Consider the following 21826-nt stretch of genomic DNA (forward strand, 5'->3'; position numbering starts at 1 on the left):
TCTCACTCGCATATTTGATTCTTCTGGTTTAAATAATTCCCTAATACCGTCCGAATAAATTCAGGAAATAAGAATTCAATTTCCCCAGCAATTTCTAAAGTCGGGAAAAAAGGAATAAAGACCCAATGATCAACCGTCGCAAAAGTATATTCTTGCGCTTCTTCAAGTGCTTTTCCTTGCCATAATACCGTATCATTTATCTCATCATAATGAATGCCCGCCATTACGATATCGCCAAAAATTTTGCCTCGAAATCCCATTCCCACAATCGGAAATCGGCGTAAAAAGCTGCGATTTTTTTCGATTTCTTTCACAAAGCGGTTCATCTCCTGCCCGGTTAATGTCACGCGAACGAGATGCATCGGATGCGGCAAGAGTTGATGCAAGTCTTCTTGCGTCACAACCCCTGCTTGTAAGGGACGTAAAAATAACCCGGTGTTTAAAAGTGCCACTTCTGTTTTCGCTCGGGATTTCAACGCTTCCAGTGCTTCATCGATGAGATTTGGACCATCGGCTTGCTTGATGGGTAACGGTTGTTCAATTGTTGTGACCACTGATGCACGTAACGTCGCTTGACCTTTCTTAACATAACTGTCAATCTCCGCTTGATCTTCGGGGAAACTTAACATTTGATCCGTTTCAAAGGTGCGCGCTTCTTTGTGCGTGATTGTTCGGACACCGTTTTGTTGCGCCAGTTGAATCACGACTTCTCCCACGTATAACCCAAATTTTCCGGCAGCTGCGACGAGCACGCCATTCATCCGCTCTCCTTTTTGAAAAAGATGATGCGTATGCGAACCGATAATCACATCCAGTTCCGAACATTCTTGGGCGATGACTCGATCCTCTTCAATTCCAAGGTGACTCAGTAAGACCAAAACGTCGACTTGTGGTCGTAAAGTCGCCACTAAATGGGGAAGAATTTCTTGCCAAGTACGAATATCCCAGCCATTTGGTTCGTATGTCAATGGAAAATAGGCTGTCAATGCAATGATTCCCACTTTTGTTCCCTCGGGGGTCGTCTTGATTGCATAGGGTTTTACCCACTTTGGTCGTTGTAACGTTGATTTATCAAAGAGATTTGCTAAAAGAACCTCAAATTGAGCATCCTCATACAAACGGTCCAGTTTTACTTTACTATTTCCAGTACCTTCATTGTTACCAATCGTGACATAATCATAGTCGACTTGGTTCATTAAAACGACATTTTCTTTTCCATCACTTGCTTCCGTTAATGGATGCCAACGATCCGCGAAATCACCTAAATCAACGGTTATAATCCTTTCATTCTCAGCCGGTTGTTGGCGCTCTTTTATAAAACGGCGGATTTTGGGCCATTTATCTAAGTGAGAATGCAGATCATTCGTATGGATAATCCGAATTTGCTCCATTTTTTCCACCGGTCCTTTCTTAGTTTCATTATACTGTGAATGGAAACAAGATAACACTAGAAAATCTCAGAAAATAACGGAAATGATTCCGATATATGGGCAAATCCAGCCACTTTTCGTGCTTTTGAAAGCTGTGAATTGCTCAAAAAAAAACCTAAGATTCTTCCTCTTAGGTTTTGACGTATTATTTTATTTATTCAGACACATGAGAACCGCTGCTTAGTGCTGCTTCCTTCCAGATCTGACACGCTTCACAACGTCCCCATTGTCCTAGCCTTTCGGCAAAACTTAGTATACCTCATTTTCAGATTGAGTGCTAGTCTTTTTTGTTATTTTCTTTTCTTTTTGCTTTTTCTTCTTTTTTTCGTTGGCGTAATTCACGGAAAAAAGTCGTAAGCAACTGCCCGCATTCTTCTTGTAAGATGCGAGATTCAAGATAACACCAATGATTAAACCGTTGGTCCTCAAGCAGATTCATCAAACTGCCTGCAGCTCCTGCTTTTGGATCATAGGCGCCAAAATAAACTTCTTCAATTCGCGAAAGTAAAATCGCGCCACTACACATCGGACAAGGTTCCAAAGTCACAAATAGCTGCGCCTCTTCCAAACGAAAATTATTGACTTGCCTACACGCTTCTTGAATCGCCATCATTTCGGCATGCGTCGTCGCATCTTGGGTCGTTTCACGTAAATTATAACCACGACCAATGATTTTTTTATTCCAAACAACCACCGCACCAATGGGGACTTCATCAAGTGCCTGTGCTTTTTTGGCTTCTTCTATCGCTGCTCGCATAAAGGTTTCTTTTTCTTCGTTTGTTAACGTACTTTTCTTTTCCACTTTTCCACCTCAAAAAAATTCATAAAAAAATAAGGCGAGAGTATCTCGACTCTGCACCTTATTTTACACGATTTAAAAGATTGATGTCACAATATCCGTCAATTTTTCTTTCGCTTGAACGGTATTTTCTTTGACATTCTCACCATAATGAGTCACACGATCATAACTTTTGCCGATTTTCTCACCTGTTTTGATCAGGTTTGAAATATCGTCATCGTCAAGATGATCTACGAGATCAAGTAATTTTTCATTGCCTTTAAGTTTTACTTTCACAAAATTTTTAACTTTACGGCGATTGGATAACTGAAGAACTTTTTTAACGACCTGATCAGTCACAATCACAGTTGTCGCAATTCCCGCAATAGCAGCAACACTTAAACCTACTGTAACTTTTGTTGATGTTTTCATTTAAAAATCAGCTCCTTTAATTAATCTACTACCATGATAACATGATTATCACAATAAGAATACCGATAGACCCCAACGTTCTTTTCCTGCGTATCAAATGATTCTTTACTGACGGCGATTATTATTTCCAAATAAAATAATTAAGCGTACAAGTTGTAACAACGTCGCAATTGCTGCGGCAACATACGTCAGTGCCGCTGCGAACAAGACCCGTCTAGCCATTGGAACTTCTTCTTTCGTTAACAGACCACCCTCACTCAAAATAGTGAGTGCTCTTCTTGAAGCATTAAATTCAACCGGCAACGTGACTAATTGAAAGAGAAAAGCCATTGAAAATGCCAATAACCCTAAATTAATAATCATACTGCCACTATCCCCGCTAATTAACAATCCAATTAAAATTAACGGCATCGCTAAACTAGAACCGATATTTGCTACCGGCACAATCGCAGCACGCAATTTTAACGGGCTATAACCAACAGCATCTTGAACGGCATGTCCACACTCATGGGCAGCGACACCAATCGCTGCTACGGAAGTCGATTGAGCAGTTGATTGGGATAAACTCAATATTTTCGTGCGAGAGTTGTAATTATCCGTCAAATTTCCGGAAATCCCTTGCACCCCGACATCATGAATGCCTTGTTTTTCTAAAATAAATTGTGCGGCTCGCGTACCCGTCACTTGATTTTTACTCAGTATCTTATCATATTTGTTAAAGGTACTTTTGACATAAGCTGATGCCGCCATCGAAATAACCATTCCGATAATGACTAAAATAAACGTTGAATCAAAAAATAATCCATAACCGTACATCATATTGGCGATTCCTCCTCCTAATTTCTATTATACCTTCATTATATGACAAAAGAATGAAGTTTGAAATAATAAAGTCGTTTAGTGCAAATGACTCGGAAGCACTTCATTTTGTAACAATTGTTGATAAGATTGACGTTTGACAATCACGTCTGCTTGACCGTCTTTCACCAAGACAACAGCCGGTATCAAGAGCTTATTATAGTTACTCGCCATCGCATATCCGTAAGCCCCGGTTGAAAAAGTCGCAAATAGATCATCGGTTTCGACTTTTGGTAGGGCAAGATCTTTAACGAGAATATCGGTACTCTCGCAAGCTTTTCCTGCGATTGTCACGATTTCTGTGGCTTTTTCTGACGCTTTGTTCGCTAATACTCCAGTATAGTTTGCTTGATACAACCCTGGACGAATATTATCGGTCATCCCGCCATCAATCGCCACGTACTTACGAATACCAGGAACTTCCTTGATGCTTCCAATCCGGTGCAATGTGATACCCGCTTCCGCAATTAAACTACGACCTGGTTCAATCACGATCGTTGGACGACGTAACTGATGGGTCTGACAAAAGTTTTCTGTCAATGCCATTAAAGGATCTAAAAAGTAGCGATACGGTTGGCGAATATCTTCTTCCACATAACGAACCCCAAAGCCGCCACCGTAATTGAGTTCTCGAATGTCATACGCAAATTTTTCTTTGATCGTTAGAACGAGTTTCAACGCTGTTTCGGCCGCAAGTAAATGCGTTTCATTCGTATCCAGTTGACTCCCAATATGAAAATGGAGACCATAAAAATCAATCTCAGGAGCTTCAATCGCTTGTTGAATCAGAGCAAACAAAATATGTTCTTCCAAGGGAATCCCAAATTTCGAATCTTTTTGTCCGGTCGAAATAAAATCATGGGTCGCCACTTCGACCTCGGGGGTAATGCGGAACATCACTTTAGCCACCGTTTGTTTTTGTTTACATAAAGCAATCAACCAGTGTAATTCTTGCAAGCTATCGACGATGATGCGTCCAACGCCATACTCTAGGGCCATTTCTAATTCTTCGAGCGATTTGTTATTGCCATTAAATTCAATTTTTTCAGCCGGGTAATTGGCTTGAATCGCCGTATAGAGTTCCCCACCACTGACAACATCTAAACACAGTCCTTCTCGTTCAATGATTTTAATCATAGCGAGGGTATTAAACGCCTTTGAAGCATAGGCGACACGAACATTCTCATATTTTTGAATAAAATCTTGCTGTAATGCTTGGCATTCCTTTACAATTGCGGATTCTGAAACAACATACAACGGCGTTCCGTATTCTTTCGCTAATTCAACAGTATCGCAGCCATCCCAATACAGATGATTATTTTTGATTGTTTTGATCATTTTTATTTCTCCCAACTTATTATAAATTTTGATATCTCATCTCTTTTTTCGAATAATAGGACTCTGATGATCAGATTCCCGAAAGATGTTCATGATTTTTTCATCTATTTATTAGAATACTCTTGAATTATTCTAATATTATCGTTATCATTTTAATAATCTATGCTATATCGCTCCATTTATCAAGCATTTTGCGATATTTTTTTGAAGAAGATACTTTTTATTTATTTGAAGGGACGTGTAAATTTTGACGATATTTAAAGGTTCTGGAGTAGCGTTAATTACTCCAATGAAAGAAGACGGTTCGGTGGATTACGAACAATTAAAAGAACTCGCTGAGTGGCATGTACAAGAAGGAAGTGACGCGATTATTGCTTGCGGAACAACTGGTGAAGCCTCAACTTTAGTGGATGAAGAACATTTAGCGGTGATTGATACCGTGGTCAAACAAGTCAACGGACGCATCCCAGTAATCGCGGGTACGGGATCAAACGACACGAAACATGGTATTTTTTTATCGGTTGAAGCTGAAAAATTAGGGGTCGACGGCTTATTAATTGTGACGCCTTATTATAATAAAGCAACGAAGAAAAGCTTAGTAGCCCACTATGAAGCGATTTGCTCGCAAGTGAACTTACCCGTTATTCTTTATTCTGTGCCATCGCGGACGGCACTCAATTTAACCGTAGAGATGGTAACCGAACTTAAAAAAATTCCCAATATTAAAGGGATTAAAGAAGCGAGTGGCGACATCTCCCAAATTGTGGCGATGGCTCGTCTTGTAGACGAAGACTTTGCTTTGTATTCTGGAAACGACGACCAAGTCTTACCAATGCTTTCAGTAGGTGGGAGTGGTGTGATTTCGACGATCGGTAACATCGCGCCAAAACAAACTTCTCAAATGATTCATCATTATTTTGCCGGCGAGCTTGAGGCAGCCAAAGAAATTCAGTTGGCCCAAATCCCCTTAATTCAGGTGATTTTCTCCGAAGTAAATCCAGTACCAGTCAAAAAAGCAGTCGGTTTATTAAAAGGAATTGAAACAAACTACCGCTTGCCACTAGGACAACCGGAAGATGAGACCTTGGCGAATCTTCAAAAAGAAATGACCGCATACGGCTTATTATAGGAGGAAACGACATGAAAAAAGTTTTGCTGATTGGTTGTAACGGCCAAATGGGACGTGTTGTCCAAGCAGCGATCCAGCAACACCCACAATTAGAATTAGTTGCAGGAATTGACCGACACCCCGGAGAAACTACCACTTTTCCAATCTATCAAGAGCTGACTGACGTTCAAGAAAACATCGATTTAGTGATTGATTTTTCACACCATTCCATGACCAATCAAGTGGTCGATTATTGTGTATCGCAACAATTACCGGTAGTCATTGCGACAACCGGATTGTCAGTAGAAATAATTGCTAGAATCAAAGAAGCCGGGACAGAGATTCCTATTTTCTACTCTGCCAATATGTCTTTAGGGGTAAATGCCCTGATCAAAGCGTTACAAAGTATCGCACCGATTTTAGAAGAAGACTTTCAAATCGAAATAATCGAAAAGCATCATCGCAATAAAAAAGATGCTCCAAGTGGAACGGCCTTATTATTAGCCGATTCAATCAATGACGTTTTAGCCCACAAAAAAGACTATATTCACGGTCGCACAGGTAATGAAAATGAAAATGCGATGAGTGAAATTGGGATTCACGCCGTTCGTGGCGGTTCGATCCCTGGTGAACATACGGTAATTTTCGCAGGGGAAGACGAATTGATTGAACTCAAACATACCGCATTATCGCGAACGATTTTTGCTAACGGTGCATTAAAAGCAGGTTTATTTTTAGTTGGCCAACCTGCAGGCTTTTATTCAATGAATGAGTTATTAAGCGAAACACTTGTTTGATCACAAAAGCGTCAGACTAGCGCTTCATTCGAAATAGCCATCATCCGTTCATTTGGATGATGATCAAAAAGGGTACGCGGATCAAAATCCTCGTACCCTTTTTAGTTCCTTCATTTCGCTAGGGGTGTGTTGTAACGAATCGTCTGGCCCGTTTTGGCAGAGGCGTACGCACACTCAATCAGACGGGTGACTCGTTTAGCTACCGTGAAATCGTAATCGGCGATCGTCCGTTCGAGCGAATGATCGACCAGGTCAATAAAACGTTCAATCGGATAAGGATTCTCTTCACGTACTTCTTCTAGTGGAAGCAAGCATTTTTTCTCATATCCTGTTCTTTGATTACTTTGTAAAAAGACAAATTGCTCTTCATATTCGTTACCAATGACTTGGATGATGCCTTGCGTCCCCACTAGTTCCAAATAATTGTCTAATGACGTACCGATCATTGACACGTGCATCGTTGCAATCACACCTGATTCAAATTCAATGACCGTACTCGAGTGTTCATCGATTCCACTATGATACAATTCATTCATTACACACGTTATATTTTTAGGTTCCCCAGCAAAATATGGCAACAGTGTCAAGCCATGGCACCCCAAATCAAGTGTAACGCCCCCGCCTGTTTGTTCCGTATCAAACCAATATTTTGGTAAATGCTGATGGACAACTGCTCCATGTGACCGCCGAAAATAAATCGAAGTCACATCCCCGATAACTCCTTCTTTCAAAAGACTCCCAATGTTTTGATAAACGGGATGTGCCAACGCTTCTAGCGAAAGCACAAACTTTACACCATTTTTTTCCACCGCCTCTTGAATCTCTATACAATCAGCCATTGTCAACGCTAGCGGTTTTTCACTAAAGATATGTTTACGGGATTGCGCGGCAAGAAGAATCAGTTCTTTGTGCATCGAGGTGGGCGCTTCAATGACCACTGCTTCGACGCAAGGATCTTGCAAAATTTTTTGGTAATCAGCTTCATAACGTCCCCCATACTGTTGGGCGAACTGTTCTCCGCGTTCTTTTTCAATATCCCAAACATACAAACATTCAGCATCTTTTGCTATAGCTTTTTGCATAAATTTATGCGTGTGAACATGCCATGCGCTAACCAAGGCGAATTTCATCTAAACTTCCTCTTTTCTACTTCATTAATACAACAGTTATGTCCTTCTGTTTTTCTTATTATATAATAAAAAAGCGACTAAGGAAACTTCACGAAAAATGACGGTCACTTCCTTATCTTGCGATTCATGAAATGATAGTTTTTACTTAAATTCTCTTAATTCATTAGACATTTTCACCTTTTGTGTGTAGAATAAATACTGTAAAGAGTGTTCAATTCTCTTTGCACGACTCATTTTAACGAATGTTTGTGAATGAGTGAGGTAAAAAAACAAAAGAACTGTGGGGGATTTATTATGAAATCATTGAAATTTGCAACACTTGCAACAACTGTATTATTAAGTGGCGGACTATTAGCAGCATGTAGTTCAGATAATGCTACTGAATCAAGCACTTCAACACCTGAGTCATCTGTTGCAAGCACGACAGAAGATGTTGTGACTTCCGCATCAATTAGTGACAGTCCTGAAGTGATCGCCAATGCTTTATCAGCAGACGGTACTTGGATTGCGGCAGCAACTGCTGATTTAACGTTTGATCAAGATTTAGTCGTTGATGGCGAATTCCACGATAAAGATGATGCTTCAGCAGCCATTTATCGTAAATTAGCATTACACACTCAAGATGACAAATTTAACATTTTAGAAAACTTCACATTAACTGCTCCAAAAGTAATCGTAAACTCTGAAAACTTCACTGTCTTCTACGGAACAATCAAAGGCGATATCGAAGTGAACGCAAACGGTTTTTCTTTAATCGGTACAAAAGTTGATGGAAACATCACTTTCACTAAAGAAGAATACAAAGAGTCTGCTGATTTAGATAAAGATGGCAAAGGTGCGACCGTAACGGGCGAAATCACTGTTGCTGAATAATCATTCCAATTAAAAAGAGATGCTAAAAAGCATCTCTTTTTTTGTTTTAAGCAAACCAATTTTCGTTAAAGACCATTCGACCATCCTCTTGAATCGTCACTTCAACGCCATACGGCAAAATCATCCGTGGGTACGCATGACCAAAATTTAGATTGTATAAAATGGGGAACGTCGCATCGTCAATGACCTCGATTAAAATGTCTTGATACGCTGTCCAATACACTTCATTTTGCGGTTTTCCGACAATTAATCCAGCAGCTTTTTCAAAAACGTGGTGTGCTTTTAACGCGAAGAGCATCTCCTTAAATAGTGCTGGTGTGGGTCTTTCTTCTGACGTTTCTAAAAATACAATTTTCCCAGCCCATTCATCTTTTGTTGGGAATAACTGGTAACGCTCATTGATGGTTTGTTCATCCGAATAGCGCTTCCCCGCTACTAAATCATACAGACTTTCCAAACAGCCACCAAGTAGGACTCCCGTGATGGATGGTTGGCCTTGTAACCAGATTGGTCCATTCGTTTCTTGATGAGCGATTCGTTCTTCTCCGATAGCTGCGGCTGAAAAATCGTGTCGTTCTTCATACCAAATAGAACTACCACGTGTGTCTTCGGTGGTTCCTTGGCCTAAATAACGTAAAAATTGCTCTTTCGTATACGGTAACATCTGAGGCCCGATATCAGCGAGATCGGTTAAAAACGATGGCCCGTAAAAAGTCGTCAGTCCGAGACGATAAAACATCAAATGATTCACCGTTGTATCGGAGTAACCGGTAAAAAGTTTTGGCTGTTGTTTAACACTTAATATAAAATCCGGATCGTCTAATAAGTAAGGAATTGTTCGATACGTATCATCGCCCCCAATCGCACAAATGATGCCTTTCATTTCTGGATTAGAAAACGCCTCTTTCAAATCGGCTGCTCTTTTTTCTGGATGATTGGCTACATAGTCCATCCCTTTTAGTGCATGTGGCATAAAAATCGGAATCAGCCCCATTTCTTCTAAGCGCTTCGTCCCAATTTCGAGATTGTGTGCACAAAACGATTCGCCTAAAGTACCACTCGATAAACTCACGATTGCTACTTTATCGCCTTTTTTTAACGGCTGTGCCTTTAACATCGTGTCATCCCTCCTTTTGAATATGTTGTTCATTATACCTTATTTGATGATCACTTGATGATCAAAATACAACAAAAAAGGAGTATTCGCTAGGAGTACTCCTTTTTAACTTAAAATTAACTGTTTATTGATAGAGCGGACCGAAATGTTCACATGCTTTGAAATCGGCTCCTTCTAAATCTTTCGTCCCAAAGCCACTAAAAGCATGCGGACGGAAAATTCGTTCACGAGGCACGTTATGTAACGCCACTGGAATTCGTAACATACTTGCGAGCGTAATGAGATCATTCCCGACATGACCATGAACGGTTGCACAGTGATTGGATCCCCAAGCATTCATCACGTCATAAACCGTTTCAAAACCGGCTTCGCCTAAGTTTGGTGCAAACCAAGTTGTTGGCCACGTTTTATCGGTTCTTTCATCTAAAATAGTATGCACGTCATCTTCTAGAACAACGGTATGACCTTCCGCAATTTGTAAGGTCGGGCCGACGCCTTCTACCATATTTAAGCGAATAACCGTCACGGGCATTTCAGCGGCTGTCTTAAAGTGCGAAGAATACCCGCCACCACGGAAGTACTCGTAGTTAGCACGACACCAGTCCGTTGCTGCTAAACATGCCTCCACATCTTCATCCGTCATGTTCCAAAACTCTTTCATTGTGCCATTACCATGTTCATCTTTGGCTGCGGCACTCCCATCTAAAGCGGAAGCGCCTGAGTTAATCAGGTGTAAAATCCCATTTTCTGCTTTACCAGTTAATGTTTTACCCGTCACATTTTCAACCGCTTCTGGACTCCAATACGTCCGAACATCCGAGAAAATCGGTGCTTTATTGGTTACAAGGGTCCCAAATAACATGGCAACCGCATTTAGAGTATCATTTTCCGTTGCAAAAGCCGTGACGGGTCGTGGTCCATTCCAGTCAAAGGTTGAAGCCATGATTGCTTCTGTAAAGTCCCCATTTGGCAACCAGTCTGTCCATTGACGTTGACCTTGGAAACCGCCCGCAATGGCATGACGTCCCCGAGCTTCTTCTTTCCAACCAATTTCAGCTAATTGTTCATTACCAAATAAAATATCACGGATAATCACTGCTTGTTTAGCGATAAAATCCCAATCTTGATCAGCTGGGACGACTTTGGATTTCGTAATCACTTCAGGGTATTCTTTGCCAACGTTAATATCAATCCCTTCTTGACATTTTTCTTGAATCCACGTATAAGCTTTCTTGTACTCAGCTTCATCATAAATTCCTAACGTCATCCGACGCAAGATTTCTGTCATGTCAACATATTCCACGGGCATCCCTAAATACTTACCAAAGAAAGAATCGTCGACTTGTGATCCTGCAATCCCCATACAAGAAGAACCAATATTTACATACGATTTTCCTTTCATTTGTCCGACTGCAAATGCCCCACGCGCAAATGATAAAATCTTTTCCGCCACATCTGTTGGAATGGAGTGATCCTCTAAATCCTGTACATCGTGTCCATAGATTTTAAAAGCTGGAAGTCCTTTTTGGGCATAACCGGCCATCGCTGCTGCTAAATAAACGGCACCTGGACGCTGCGTGCCATTAAATCCCCATATCGCTTTAATGGTATCTGAGGCTAAATCCATTGTTTCGGTTCCATAACACCAACTTGGCGTCACCGATAACGTTGCGACAATATTTTCACGACTAAATTGTTCCGCCACGATTCCAGCATCTCCCCGGCCGCCAATCGTTCGCTCGGCAACCACACATTGCACAGGTGTGCCATCAGCATAACGCAAGGAACGTTCAATCAGTTCTTTGGCCGCGTGCGCCATCGCCATTGTTTTTTCTTCTAAAGACTCACGAACGCCACCTTGACGGCCATCGATCGTTGGTCTAATTCCAATTTTTGGATAATTTTTCATTCGTCATTACTCCTTTATTTTTTCATATTCATTATTTTTTGATAACGCGAAAACTGACGATCCCACTCGCGATTATTTAGCGTAGGATAGTAGTATTTGACTTCAGCAACCTCTTTGACCCATTCACGTACAGCAGTCAAATCCTCAAAGACACCTTGTGCCATTAATTGAACGGCGACGTTGCCAATTGCTGTCGCTTCAACTGGTCCTGCGCAAACACGCATGTTGGAGGCATCTGCTACCATTTGGCAAAGGATTGCCGCTTGCGAACCGCCACCGACAATATTTACGGTGTCAAACTCGGCACCAACAGCATCGGTAATTTCTAAGAAAGTATATTTATATTTCATGGCGAGACTTTCATACACACAACGAGCAATCTCCCCGTCTGTTTCAGGAATTGATTGTTGTGTTTCTTTTGCATACTCTTGAATGCGACGAATCATATTCCCAGGTGCTACAAAAACCGCATCATCCGTGTCAATCAGACATTGGAACGGCTTTGCTTGATTGGCCTGATCCGTCATTTCTGCAAAAGAATACGTTCGTCCTAATGATTCAAAATTCCGTTTCACTTCTTGAATAATCCAAAGACCCGTACAATTTTTCAGAAAACGAGTCGATCCGTTGATTCCGCTTTCATTCGTTAAATTGTAATGAAACGCTTTGTTGTTGATAATCGGCGCTGGCAGTTCTGTTCCGACTAATGACCAAGTCCCACAAGAAACAAACAAAAATCGTTGATTACTTGGCACACTAACGACGGCACTGGCTGTATCATGTTCACAGATATTGAAGACTTCGATTTTAGGTAACCCAAGTGCTGGTTTGATATAGCCTAAAGAATTTCCTGCTTCAACGAGCGTTGGGAAGAGTTTCTTTGGCAAATCAAACGTCTGTAATAACGTTTCATCCCACTCCTTTGAATGAGGATTAACTAACTGAGCCGTTGAAGCAATACTTCTTTCTGCTACTTTTTTACCGGTTAATAAATAATTTAATAAATCGGGCATCATTAATAACTGATCTGCTTTTTTGAAAAGTTCCGGATCTTGCCATTTTATCGCTAAGAGTTGAAATAAGGTATTGATCTCCATCAATTGATTTCCTGTTTGTTGATAAATTTCTTCTAAAGGCAAGATTGGATTCACCTTGGCCAAAATGTCTTTTGTTCGTGGATCGCGATAGTTCCTTGGTTTTTTTAGCAATTGACCCTCTTTATCTAATAAACCAAAGTCAACACCCCAAGTATCGATGCCTAGACTGTCGATTGGATAGTTATTTGTTGCGACTTCAATGCCTTTGATGACTTGTTGGAACAAATAATCAATGTCCCAATACAAGCCTCCCTCTTCTTCCACAGGATAGTTAGGGAAACGATGAACTTCTTCTAGTTCAAGTTTCCCGTGGTAATATTTCCCAACAATCGCTCGACCAGAAGAAGCGCCAAAATCAAAGGCTAATACATTTTTTTGCATCACTTTTCCCGTCCTTTGTTTGCTTAGCTATATTTTTTGTACCCTGGATGTTTGCCGGTAACCCCATAATTTTTACGCATTTCAAATAACGTTTCTAATTTTTCACGCGGAATTTCTTCTTCTTGTTTTCCACCTAGTAACATGCGAGCATAGAAAGTCGTTTTAGCGACGAGCTCCAATGATTCCATCCGATAAAAAGCCGTAATAATATCTGAACCCACCGCGAGAGCACCATGATATTCTAATAATAACACGTCATGTTCTGCTAGATAAGGCGCAATTGCTTCTGGTACTTCATTCGTTGAGGGAACGCCAAAGGGAGTAATCGGGACGGAACCAATCACAATGGCATTTTCAATTAGTGAATAGCTATCAAGCGGCACATGCGCTAACGCAAAACCAGTTGCTACCGGTGGGTGTGCATGAACGACAGCCCCAACATCAGGTCTTTCTTGATAGACCCGTAGATGCATTTTAATTTCACTTGACGGACGGTAATCCCCTTGGGCCTCAATAATATTGGCGTTTTGATCAATTTTAATTAACTTATCAGGAGTAATAAAACTTTTACTAACTCCTGTTGGTGTACATAAGAATGTATTTTCATCTAATTTTACTGAAACATTCCCATCATTCGCGGCTACCCACCCTAATTGCCACATTTTATTACAAACATCGCAGATTTGTTCTCTAATTAACTGTTCATTCATTGATTGATTCCTCCAGTATTCTGATTCTATCTGTGTTTATTATACTTATTTTCTAGCGTAAAAGACTGCTTGAACAAAAGAATAGAAAACGCTCTCTTTTTAGCTTCTTTTTCGTTCATAATTGTTCATTTCCGTTCAGTTTGTGCTACAATTATCACTGGAGGGATGCTCATGGATATTCGCGAAAAAGAGATTTTAGAAATTTTAGCTAAGAAAAAAATGGTTCGTAGCGCTGAATTATGTGAGCTGCTGCATTGCAGTACTTCTTCGATTCGACGCGCCTTAATTTCATTAGAAAATCAAAAAGTCGTGACGCGCGTTCGCGGCGGTGTGATGCTTACGCAAGCATCAAATATTGAGTTTTCTCATACCTATCGTGAGAATAAAAACCTCTCAAAGAAAAAAATCATCATTGATTTAGCCAAAGATTTTATTGGACCCGGGATGTGTCTATTTCTTGATTCTAGCAGTACTGTCCAACAAATCATTGATGCCATTATGACCATTCCGAATTTAGTCGTCATCACGAATAGTCTTAAGACTGCGACTATCCTTAGTGAATCGAATAATGAATCGTTAAAAATCTTTATTACCGGTGGCGAAATTAAAATGAATTCAAATGCGATTTTCCCTTCTGGTCAAGATCCCGTCTTTGAATCTTTTCGCTTTGATTTAGCTTTTTTCTCTTGTCGTGGCATTGATCAAGATGGCATTTATGAGACAAGCTTTAGCCAAGCGAATCTCAAAAAAGAAATGATGCAACGCGCCAAACAAAAAATTTTACTCGTCGATGATTCAAAATTTGATTCTACTCATTTCTTTAAAATTGGCAACTTTGAGGACTACGATGCCGTTGTAACCAATCAAATGCCTCATTCAAATTACTTGAACTTATTCGAAACAAAAGATGTCGAACTGTTATACCCTGAATAACTAAAAAAGTCTGAACACTCCCTAGTCGGAGTTTGTTCAGACTTTTATTAATTACGGATCAAAGTATTTTTAAACGTATATTTATCTGCTCGATAATAAGAACGGTCATAAAGAATCGGTGCGGCATCCTTCGTATAGGTCAATGAATCCACTTGTAATAAAGGACTTCCTAAAGGAACGGCTAACCATTTTTCTAACTCTTTTGTCACCAATATCGCTTCAATTTCTTGATGCGAATAGGCAATTTCAATTTTTTCTTCGAGTAATTGAAACAAAGAACCTTCAAAATCTTTCGCAGTCAACCCTTCGACAGTCAGTTCTGGTAAATACAGTTTTTCGACCGTCATTGGCTCCTCATCATACATCCGACGACGAATCAACTCTTTGACGGGCTGTCCTTTCGTTAATTTTAAGGCTTCTAAAATAGTTTCAGGGACCGTTTTTAATGTCTTAAACGAAATTACTTCTGTCCGACTCGTTTTCCCATATTCCTTGGCGGCTTCCGTAAATCCTTGGAGACCTGATCGGCCACTTTGAATTTTCTGCGGCGACATCACATAACTGCCTTTGCCTTTTAGTTTAAATAAAATATTTTTTTGAACGAGTTCATCGATGGCTTTACGGATTGTCAAGCGACTCACTTCAAACTCTTTGGCTAAATCATACTCCGAAGGTAATTTTTGCGAACTCACATAAATCCCTTCGTTAATCCGTTCTTGAATGTTTTGGGCCACAGCCTCAAATTTTACTTTTGTGGAATGTCTTTCACTCATACCTTCACCTCACTTGTTAGTATAGCATGGAAAAAACAGACTGGAACCATTATTTTGATCCAGTCTGTTTTTTCATTATTTTCCTTCAGCCGTTAATGCCGCGCCAATTAAATTGGCATCATTTCCAAATTTTGCGATACGAATCTTTGGCATAATGGGGCAGCGTTGACCGTAATTCATGATTTCTGCTAGTTTCCGATAAAGATGATCGAGTAAATCAGCTTTTTTGGTAATACCGCCACCTAAAACAATGTATTCTGGATCAATCGTATACTGCATATTGTAAATGCCTAAAGCTAAGTAGTGATACAGTTCCTCTGTTGCCGTCACCGCATCGACTTCGCCTGCTTCTGCTAAAGCAAAGACCTCTTCGCCTGTATACTCTTTCCCTTTTAACTTTGAATACTTGCGTGCCATGTGCACAGCAGAACCAAGTTCACTTAACTCTCGGCGGCCATCGACTAACATCATACCAAATTCCCCACCATAAGCATGTTCTCCTGGTTGGATTTGACCATTTGAGATAATCGTTCCCCCAACACCAGTACCAATCACCATAAAGAGGGCATTCTTAACATCCCCAGCAATACCTAAATGGACTTCCGCCTTACAAGCACTGTTGGCATCATTTTCAAAATAAATGGGTCGTTGATACGTTTCTTTAAAATACGCAATAAAATCAAAATCATGAATATAACGTAAGGAGCTGACGCCATCCACCCGACCTGTTTCCTGATTGGCAATCCCTGGCACACTAAAGGCAATCGCGGTAATGTCATACTTTTTTAAGTAATACATAATCATTTCATCAAGGTTTTCTTGCATCTTCACTAAATTTTCTGGTGAATAAAACTGTTTACGATCGGCTAATTCTCCGGTATAAATCGCACTTTTCACACTTGAACCACCAATATCAATCGTTAATATGGCCATCTATTTCCCACCTTAAAAGACAATTTTATAAACTACATGAGGGACTAATACCTCTTGATGAATCGTAACATACCCTTCACTCACTTCAAATACTAATTCTTTTTGATTCAAGACATCCACCACTTTTGTTACTTTTTTATTGCCTACAAAACATTTCATTGAAATATCGAGTAATGGATAATGATTTTCAATGGTATAAATCTCTTCTGACTTTTTCTCTGTTAAATAATGTAATCCATGTAGCACAATCACGTCTTGGTCTTTTGATGTATTCGCTGTAATCTGTAACGAGGATGGTCCATTATGAATCAGTTGCTTGTGTGTGACACATTCTGCTAAGACATCACTGAAAATTTCTTTTATAAATTGTGGTGCATTTTTACGGTATAAGGTAAAGATTGGATGGGCAAAGTAATACACGTTCCCAAATTTCGTTAATTCTGGTGCGCCAATTTCACGTTTTGACGGCGCATGTTGATGCGAAATAAACGTTTCTCCTTCCCGGTTAAAGTAAGGTTTTATCCGATCCACCAGTTTTTCGGCGCCGTTCAGGGTAATTTCCGTCCCACGGATATACGAAACAAATTCTTCTTTAGGTAAGTCTTTTCCGTATTGCTCATTTGGTAAAATAAAGTCGCGTTCATACGTCCCTTCACCTAAATAATCAATGCCATAGAACGCTTGTTTCGTCGTTGTTGGATTAATGAGAGATTCAAAAGTGCCAATCACTTTACCGCCTTGCTTTGTAAAGGTCGTTAATTTGTCTGCGATTGTTTCGCTAAACGGAATCACATCAGGTAAAATAATCGCTTGATATTTTTCAAAATTCATCGCAGAATCAATAATGTCAAATTGATAATTCAGTTCTTGGAGCATTCTTGTTATCCCAATAATTGCTGGACTTGTTCTTGGAGCATCTGAACCTGGAATCCAAAATTCTTCAGGTGTTAAAACGGCAATTTCAGTCATTGGAATAAAGGCATATTGACAATCTTCTTCCATCTTCTCTACCGTTTCAAAAACGTGTCCAATTAAGTCATAAGCACCTTTTGATAATGCCCCATCAGGATGTAATTGATCCCCAATTGAACAACCTTGTGCCCCTTGAGCAAACATATTAAAGACTTCAAACTCCATCGCTGCTTTATTTTTTAATGAATGGAAATCCCCCCAATACGTATGGAATTTTCCCGTCATCCCCAGAAATTCTTTCCCTAAGTTACGGGCATAGCGGGCCGTAATTGGGAAATGATCATAGCCCCAACCACCACTTGGTAAACTTTCTAGCTCTAAGTGCGAATAAAATGGTAAACTATTTTTATCATTTGGACCAATATGCGACCCATTATAAAAAACGTTTATTTTGGAGGAAATCGACCAAATCATTTCAGAAATCTCTTCTTTAAAATCATGGAGCATGATTTTTGAATACTTCAAACGTTCATTTTTAATCGTATGATCAATCGCTAATTTTTCCATCTCGACTTGACAATAATGACAGTCACAATCAACAGCAAATAAGATATCCATAAAAATCCCATCGACTTTTTCTTTGCCAACGACCTCAATGATATCCAGTAGATGTTCTCTGAAAAACGCACGGTATGGACTATTCAAGCAAATCGTGTTATAAAAATGCGGCGCCGGTACGCCTTGTGTATCGATGAATTCCCCTTGATCATCCACCGCTAACCATTCTGGATGATTCTTCATAATGTAGTGATCCCACTGAACGGTTGTATAAATTGGTACAGCAATCCCTGCTTCATGACAAGCATCAATTTGATCAATTAATAACTGGTGATTTTCGAGTCCTGGATGAATCAACTCCGGATGCGTTTTACTTGGATAATACAACATCCCATGGTGACATCGCGCAAAACAGGTAATCGAATCGACGTGAGCCGCTTTTAATGTTTCGACAAAAGCGGTTTTATTAAACTGTTCACCGATATGTGGAATGAACTCACTTGTATGGAAATCTAAATGGACTTGTCTTGAACGCATGTATTATTCTCCTCTTTTTTTACCTTTTTATTTTTTATTTAATCGGTGCCGTAATTCTTGCTTGATATGCATCTAACCATTCTTGGCTTGCGACTTCAATCTGTGGATTGCCGCCATCTTCGGCAGGATAGGCCAAGTAAATCGTGGGTGCTAATTGGTCGGTTGCCACCGCAAATGAAAATTCGACATTCGTCGCAACGCCCCACTCTCCTTGATTGTTCATTGCAACGAGTGAGAAGGCGCCACATTTTCCTTTACGACGTTCTAAGCGTTTCGCAAAATCCATTGTCGCTTGTTGGACCGCTGCTTGAGGATGCATCCCTGTTCCCATCAAACGCACGGTTTCATAACTTAGACAACCTTTCATCAAGTCTTCCCCTAGTCCAGTTGCTGTTGCCCCACCAATCTCACTATCGACATAAAATCCTGATCCAGACAACGGAGAATCGCCGACACGTCCTTCTTTTTTCATAAATAACCCACTACTTGAAGTGCCACAAGACATGCTTCCTGTTTGGTCTAAAGCCACCATCCCCACGGTATCATGTCCATCATACGGACTTAAATTTGAATGGCGTATCTCTTCTAGACGATTTTGCCACGTTTTTTTTGCTCGTTCCGTTAGCATATTTTGCAGCTCAAAGCCTTCTTTAATAGCATATTTAGCCACACCGTCACCAACTAAGAACGAGTTAAAACGCTCATGACTTAATTTTTCAGCTACAACAATCGGATTTTTTACACTACGGCTACCTGCAACCGCACCAATATCAAAGTTGTCACCATTCATAAAGGCCGCATCGAGTTCGACCATCCCGACTTCATTGGGTAACCCTCCATAACCAACCGATTTATAAAAGGGATAATCTTCTACCATTTTAATCGCATCCACAATCGCTTTTTGCGACGATCCACCTTCGGCTAATGCTTGCGTTGCGGCTGCGATACCATCACAAGCCATTCTCCATGTTGCAATCATTCCATAACTCATCTATTACTCCTCCTAATTGTTTGTTTTATTCGCAAAGATTTAACATGGCATGCATATAAATTTCCATATTCAGTAACAAATCACTTTCATCCATGTATTCATCGACATTATGCGCAATGCCTTTTTGACCTGGGAAAGATGGTCCAAATGCCACGGTATTCGGTAAGAAACGGGCATACGTCGCACCCGTTGTCGTAACGGGTGTACTCTCGAGACCCGTTACGTCATCATACGCTTTGGTTAATTGCGCGATTTCTGGACGGTTTTTATCGATTAATAAACTCGGTAAACTTCGGACTAATGTTACTGTTGTTTGCTCATTGGCCTCTTGCTCTAAACCAGCCATCACTTGCTCTTGCGTAAAGGACACTGGGTAACGTACAGACAAACCAAGTTTAAATCCAGGCTTGGTCTTTTCTAACAAGTAAGGGGTGACATTTAAGTAGCCACTCATTTCATCTTGCCAAGCCATATTGAGACCTTGTCCTAAATGTTTTTCGTGTAGACAATCATAAAGCCATGTGAAATAATGTTTTAATTCTTCGTTTGTTGTTGTTTCTTTAATTTTTTCAGCGAGTAACGTAATCCCATTGCTCCCTAAATCCGGGGCATTCGATGGTGCTCGCTTCCCTTGAACGGCGAGCACTTGTCCTTCAACCACACAACTTAAAACATCTGGCACAAAACTTCGACCTTGTTCCCCGTCAATTTCAGAAATCAACGCCAGGCTTTGCGCTGAAAGGGTTGTCTCAAATACCACATTCAGAATGCCTCGTTCGCCGTAAACGACGGGGTATTTACAATCTGGCGTAAAGGCAAAAACGGGTGCTTTCTCTTGATTTAAATAGCGAGGAATATCAGACGAACCACTCTCTTCATCACTCCCAAAAAGAATACGGATGGTTTTGTCGAATCGATAACCTTGATCGATCAGTAATTTTAATCCATATAAACATGAAAAAATCGGTCCTTTATTATCTAAAATACCCCGACCATAAAGCTTACCGTTGGCTTTAGTTAGTTCAAATGGCGGATATGTCCACTTGCCGCCTGCTTCGACGACGTCTAAATGACCCACAATCCCAACATACTCATCGCCCTCGCCCACTTGGATATAAGCAACCGCATCATCAACTAGATGCGCTTTAAAGCCATAAGATTCCGCAATCTCCATGATTTTCTCTAGCACTCTTTTATTTTCGATGCCATACGGCGCACCGACTTGCGCTTGTCCTTTGACGCTAGGAATCGCAATCAATTGCGCTAAATCTTGGTAAAATAATTCTTTATTAGCCTGAATTAGTTTTTTAAAATGAGCTTGTTTCATTCCGTCACTCCTTCTCTGTTCTTTTACCATTCATAAAATTTTGTATTCGTCACAACTCCTGGCGAGATACTCATAAACGCATGCTCATCAACATTCTTCACCAGTTGATTTAAGTAATTCACTTCTTTTTGGCTCGCAACGATAAATAAAATTTTCTTTTCTTCTTTTAAGAAGCCACCTTCTACATTGTTGACAATCGTAATGCCTCGCTTTAGTAAATGTTGAAGCATCGGAATCAATTCTTCAGAGTGCTCTGTCACTAACATAATTTGCACTTTTTTTTGCTTTGTATTCACAAAATCGACGGTTTTCCCACTAATAAAAACCGCTAATGCACTATAAAAGGCATATTGCCACCCATATAAAAATCCAGCGATAAATTGAATACAACAGTTAAAAATAATAAAGATACTACCAATGGAGCGACCACTCTTTTTTCTCACCAAGATTCCGATAATATCTAAACCACCTGTTGAAAAATCACTATTTAACGTGATCCCCACAGACGCTCCATGTAAAACGCCACCGACAATCGATGCTAAAATCGGATCGGTGACAATTATCTTCACTGGAACTATACTCATAAAAAAATAAGTGAGTAAAACGGCTAAGATCGTATACTTCGTAAACGATCGATTAATGACAAACCAAGAAATTATCAGCAAGGGAAGATTCATTAATAAAACAAGGAAAGGAATCGAAAAAGAAATTCCTAAAAAACTCTCTACTACTGACACAATGAGTTGCGAAAAACCGGTAATCCCACTTGCATAAATTCTTCCAGGCAGCCAAAAAAAGTTAAAGGCAATTGAAACTGTTAACGCATACAAACAAGCAATGATAATTTTTGAATGCTTCTTTACTTGATCTTTTAACACAACCGTAATCTCCTTCAAAAAAAGAA

Annotated in this window: 20 protein-coding genes and 1 other RNA gene; 4 read left to right on the plus strand and 17 right to left on the minus strand. The window is 40.1% G+C overall.

The features are described 5' to 3' along the window. Window positions 1-2: 2 nt before the first annotated feature. From IGI68_RS01095 to lysA, 6 genes are all read right to left on the minus strand, one after another. Window positions 3-1391: a bifunctional metallophosphatase/5'-nucleotidase gene (locus IGI68_RS01095; RefSeq protein WP_438729639.1), complete on the minus strand. Its 1389-nt coding sequence runs from the start codon at window positions 1389-1391 to the stop codon at window positions 3-5. A gap of 191 nt (window positions 1392-1582) precedes the next feature. Then, window positions 1583-1667, minus strand: an RNA gene (gene ffs / locus IGI68_RS01100) — signal recognition particle sRNA small type. 40 nt (window positions 1668-1707) lie between these two features. Then, window positions 1708-2232: a tRNA adenosine(34) deaminase TadA gene (gene tadA, locus IGI68_RS01105; protein WP_071874795.1), complete on the minus strand. Its 525-nt coding sequence runs from the start codon at window positions 2230-2232 to the stop codon at window positions 1708-1710. Window positions 2233-2304: 72 nt separating this feature from the next. Continuing rightward, window positions 2305-2640: a hypothetical protein gene (locus IGI68_RS01110; RefSeq protein ID WP_071874794.1), complete on the minus strand. Its 336-nt coding sequence runs from the start codon at window positions 2638-2640 to the stop codon at window positions 2305-2307. Between the two features lie 105 nt (window positions 2641-2745). Continuing rightward, window positions 2746-3456, minus strand: coding sequence for a zinc metallopeptidase (locus IGI68_RS01115; RefSeq protein ID WP_438733176.1), 711 nt, complete (start codon window positions 3454-3456; stop codon window positions 2746-2748). Between the two features lie 81 nt (window positions 3457-3537). Next, window positions 3538-4836 carry a diaminopimelate decarboxylase gene (lysA, locus tag IGI68_RS01120; RefSeq protein WP_438729644.1) on the minus strand — a complete coding sequence of 433 codons (1299 nt, stop codon included), beginning with the start codon at window positions 4834-4836 and terminating at the stop codon, window positions 3538-3540. A gap of 247 nt (window positions 4837-5083) precedes the next feature. On the opposite strand from lysA, the gene dapA reads away from it, so the two are divergent. After that, the gene (gene dapA / locus IGI68_RS01125) at window positions 5084-5965 is read left to right on the plus strand and encodes a 4-hydroxy-tetrahydrodipicolinate synthase (RefSeq protein ID WP_438729647.1); all 882 of its coding nucleotides are present in this window, start codon (window positions 5084-5086) and stop codon (window positions 5963-5965) included. 11 nt (window positions 5966-5976) lie between these two features. After that, entirely contained in the window at window positions 5977-6741 is a 765-nt protein-coding gene (dapB, locus tag IGI68_RS01130; RefSeq protein WP_438729650.1) for a 4-hydroxy-tetrahydrodipicolinate reductase, read from the plus strand. A gap of 110 nt (window positions 6742-6851) precedes the next feature. Here the strand turns inward: dapB and IGI68_RS01135 are convergent, their stop codons facing one another. Beyond that, the gene (locus IGI68_RS01135; RefSeq protein WP_438729653.1) at window positions 6852-7871 is read right to left on the minus strand and encodes a Gfo/Idh/MocA family protein; all 1020 of its coding nucleotides are present in this window, start codon (window positions 7869-7871) and stop codon (window positions 6852-6854) included. A gap of 294 nt (window positions 7872-8165) precedes the next feature. Here IGI68_RS01135 and IGI68_RS01140 point away from each other — a divergent pair, with 294 nt between their 5' ends. After that, window positions 8166-8744: a hypothetical protein gene (locus IGI68_RS01140; RefSeq protein ID WP_071874789.1), complete on the plus strand. Its 579-nt coding sequence runs from the start codon at window positions 8166-8168 to the stop codon at window positions 8742-8744. A 46-nt stretch (window positions 8745-8790) separates the two neighbouring features. Here IGI68_RS01140 and IGI68_RS01145 read toward each other — a convergent pair whose 3' ends face one another. The 4 genes from IGI68_RS01145 to IGI68_RS01160 all read right to left on the minus strand — a co-directional run bounded on the left by IGI68_RS01145 (window position 8791) and on the right by IGI68_RS01160 (window position 13958). After that, window positions 8791-9861 carry a S66 family peptidase gene (locus IGI68_RS01145; protein WP_438729657.1) on the minus strand — a complete coding sequence of 357 codons (1071 nt, stop codon included), beginning with the start codon at window positions 9859-9861 and terminating at the stop codon, window positions 8791-8793. Window positions 9862-9985: 124 nt separating this feature from the next. Further along, entirely contained in the window at window positions 9986-11770 is a 1785-nt protein-coding gene (locus IGI68_RS01150; protein ID WP_438729660.1) for an L-fucose isomerase, read from the minus strand. Between the two features lie 14 nt (window positions 11771-11784). Further along, window positions 11785-13248: a rhamnulokinase gene (locus tag IGI68_RS01155; protein WP_438729663.1), complete on the minus strand. Its 1464-nt coding sequence runs from the start codon at window positions 13246-13248 to the stop codon at window positions 11785-11787. A 23-nt stretch (window positions 13249-13271) separates the two neighbouring features. Further along, complete coding sequence (locus tag IGI68_RS01160; protein ID WP_438729666.1) at window positions 13272-13958, minus strand: class II aldolase/adducin family protein; 687 nt, start codon at window positions 13956-13958, stop codon at window positions 13272-13274. A 171-nt stretch (window positions 13959-14129) separates the two neighbouring features. On the opposite strand from IGI68_RS01160, the gene IGI68_RS01165 reads away from it, so the two are divergent. Further along, entirely contained in the window at window positions 14130-14891 is a 762-nt protein-coding gene (locus tag IGI68_RS01165) for a DeoR/GlpR family DNA-binding transcription regulator (RefSeq protein WP_438729669.1), read from the plus strand. Between the two features lie 47 nt (window positions 14892-14938). Here IGI68_RS01165 and IGI68_RS01170 read toward each other — a convergent pair whose 3' ends face one another. The 6 genes from IGI68_RS01170 to IGI68_RS01195 all read right to left on the minus strand — a co-directional run bounded on the left by IGI68_RS01170 (window position 14939) and on the right by IGI68_RS01195 (window position 21800). Beyond that, window positions 14939-15664, minus strand: coding sequence for a GntR family transcriptional regulator, LSA1692 subfamily (locus tag IGI68_RS01170; RefSeq protein WP_071874783.1), 726 nt, complete (start codon window positions 15662-15664; stop codon window positions 14939-14941). Window positions 15665-15739: 75 nt separating this feature from the next. Beyond that, entirely contained in the window at window positions 15740-16597 is an 858-nt protein-coding gene (locus IGI68_RS01175; RefSeq protein WP_373737330.1) for an ROK family protein, read from the minus strand. A gap of 12 nt (window positions 16598-16609) precedes the next feature. After that, window positions 16610-18604 carry an alpha-amylase family protein gene (locus tag IGI68_RS01180; RefSeq protein WP_438729674.1) on the minus strand — a complete coding sequence of 665 codons (1995 nt, stop codon included), beginning with the start codon at window positions 18602-18604 and terminating at the stop codon, window positions 16610-16612. A gap of 34 nt (window positions 18605-18638) precedes the next feature. Beyond that, on the minus strand, window positions 18639-19595 hold the full coding sequence (locus IGI68_RS01185; RefSeq protein ID WP_071874780.1) for a N(4)-(beta-N-acetylglucosaminyl)-L-asparaginase: 957 nt from the start codon (window positions 19593-19595) through the stop codon (window positions 18639-18641). 25 nt (window positions 19596-19620) lie between these two features. After that, complete coding sequence (locus IGI68_RS01190; protein WP_438729678.1) at window positions 19621-20922, minus strand: Sapep family Mn(2+)-dependent dipeptidase; 1302 nt, start codon at window positions 20920-20922, stop codon at window positions 19621-19623. Window positions 20923-20945: 23 nt separating this feature from the next. Beyond that, window positions 20946-21800 carry a YitT family protein gene (locus tag IGI68_RS01195; RefSeq protein ID WP_438729681.1) on the minus strand — a complete coding sequence of 285 codons (855 nt, stop codon included), beginning with the start codon at window positions 21798-21800 and terminating at the stop codon, window positions 20946-20948. Window positions 21801-21826 lie beyond the last annotated feature (26 nt).

It is taken from the genome of Enterococcus sp. DIV1314a (assembly GCF_051713805.1).
Classification (GTDB): Bacteria; Bacillota; Bacilli; order Lactobacillales; family Enterococcaceae; genus Enterococcus_I; species Enterococcus_I aquimarinus.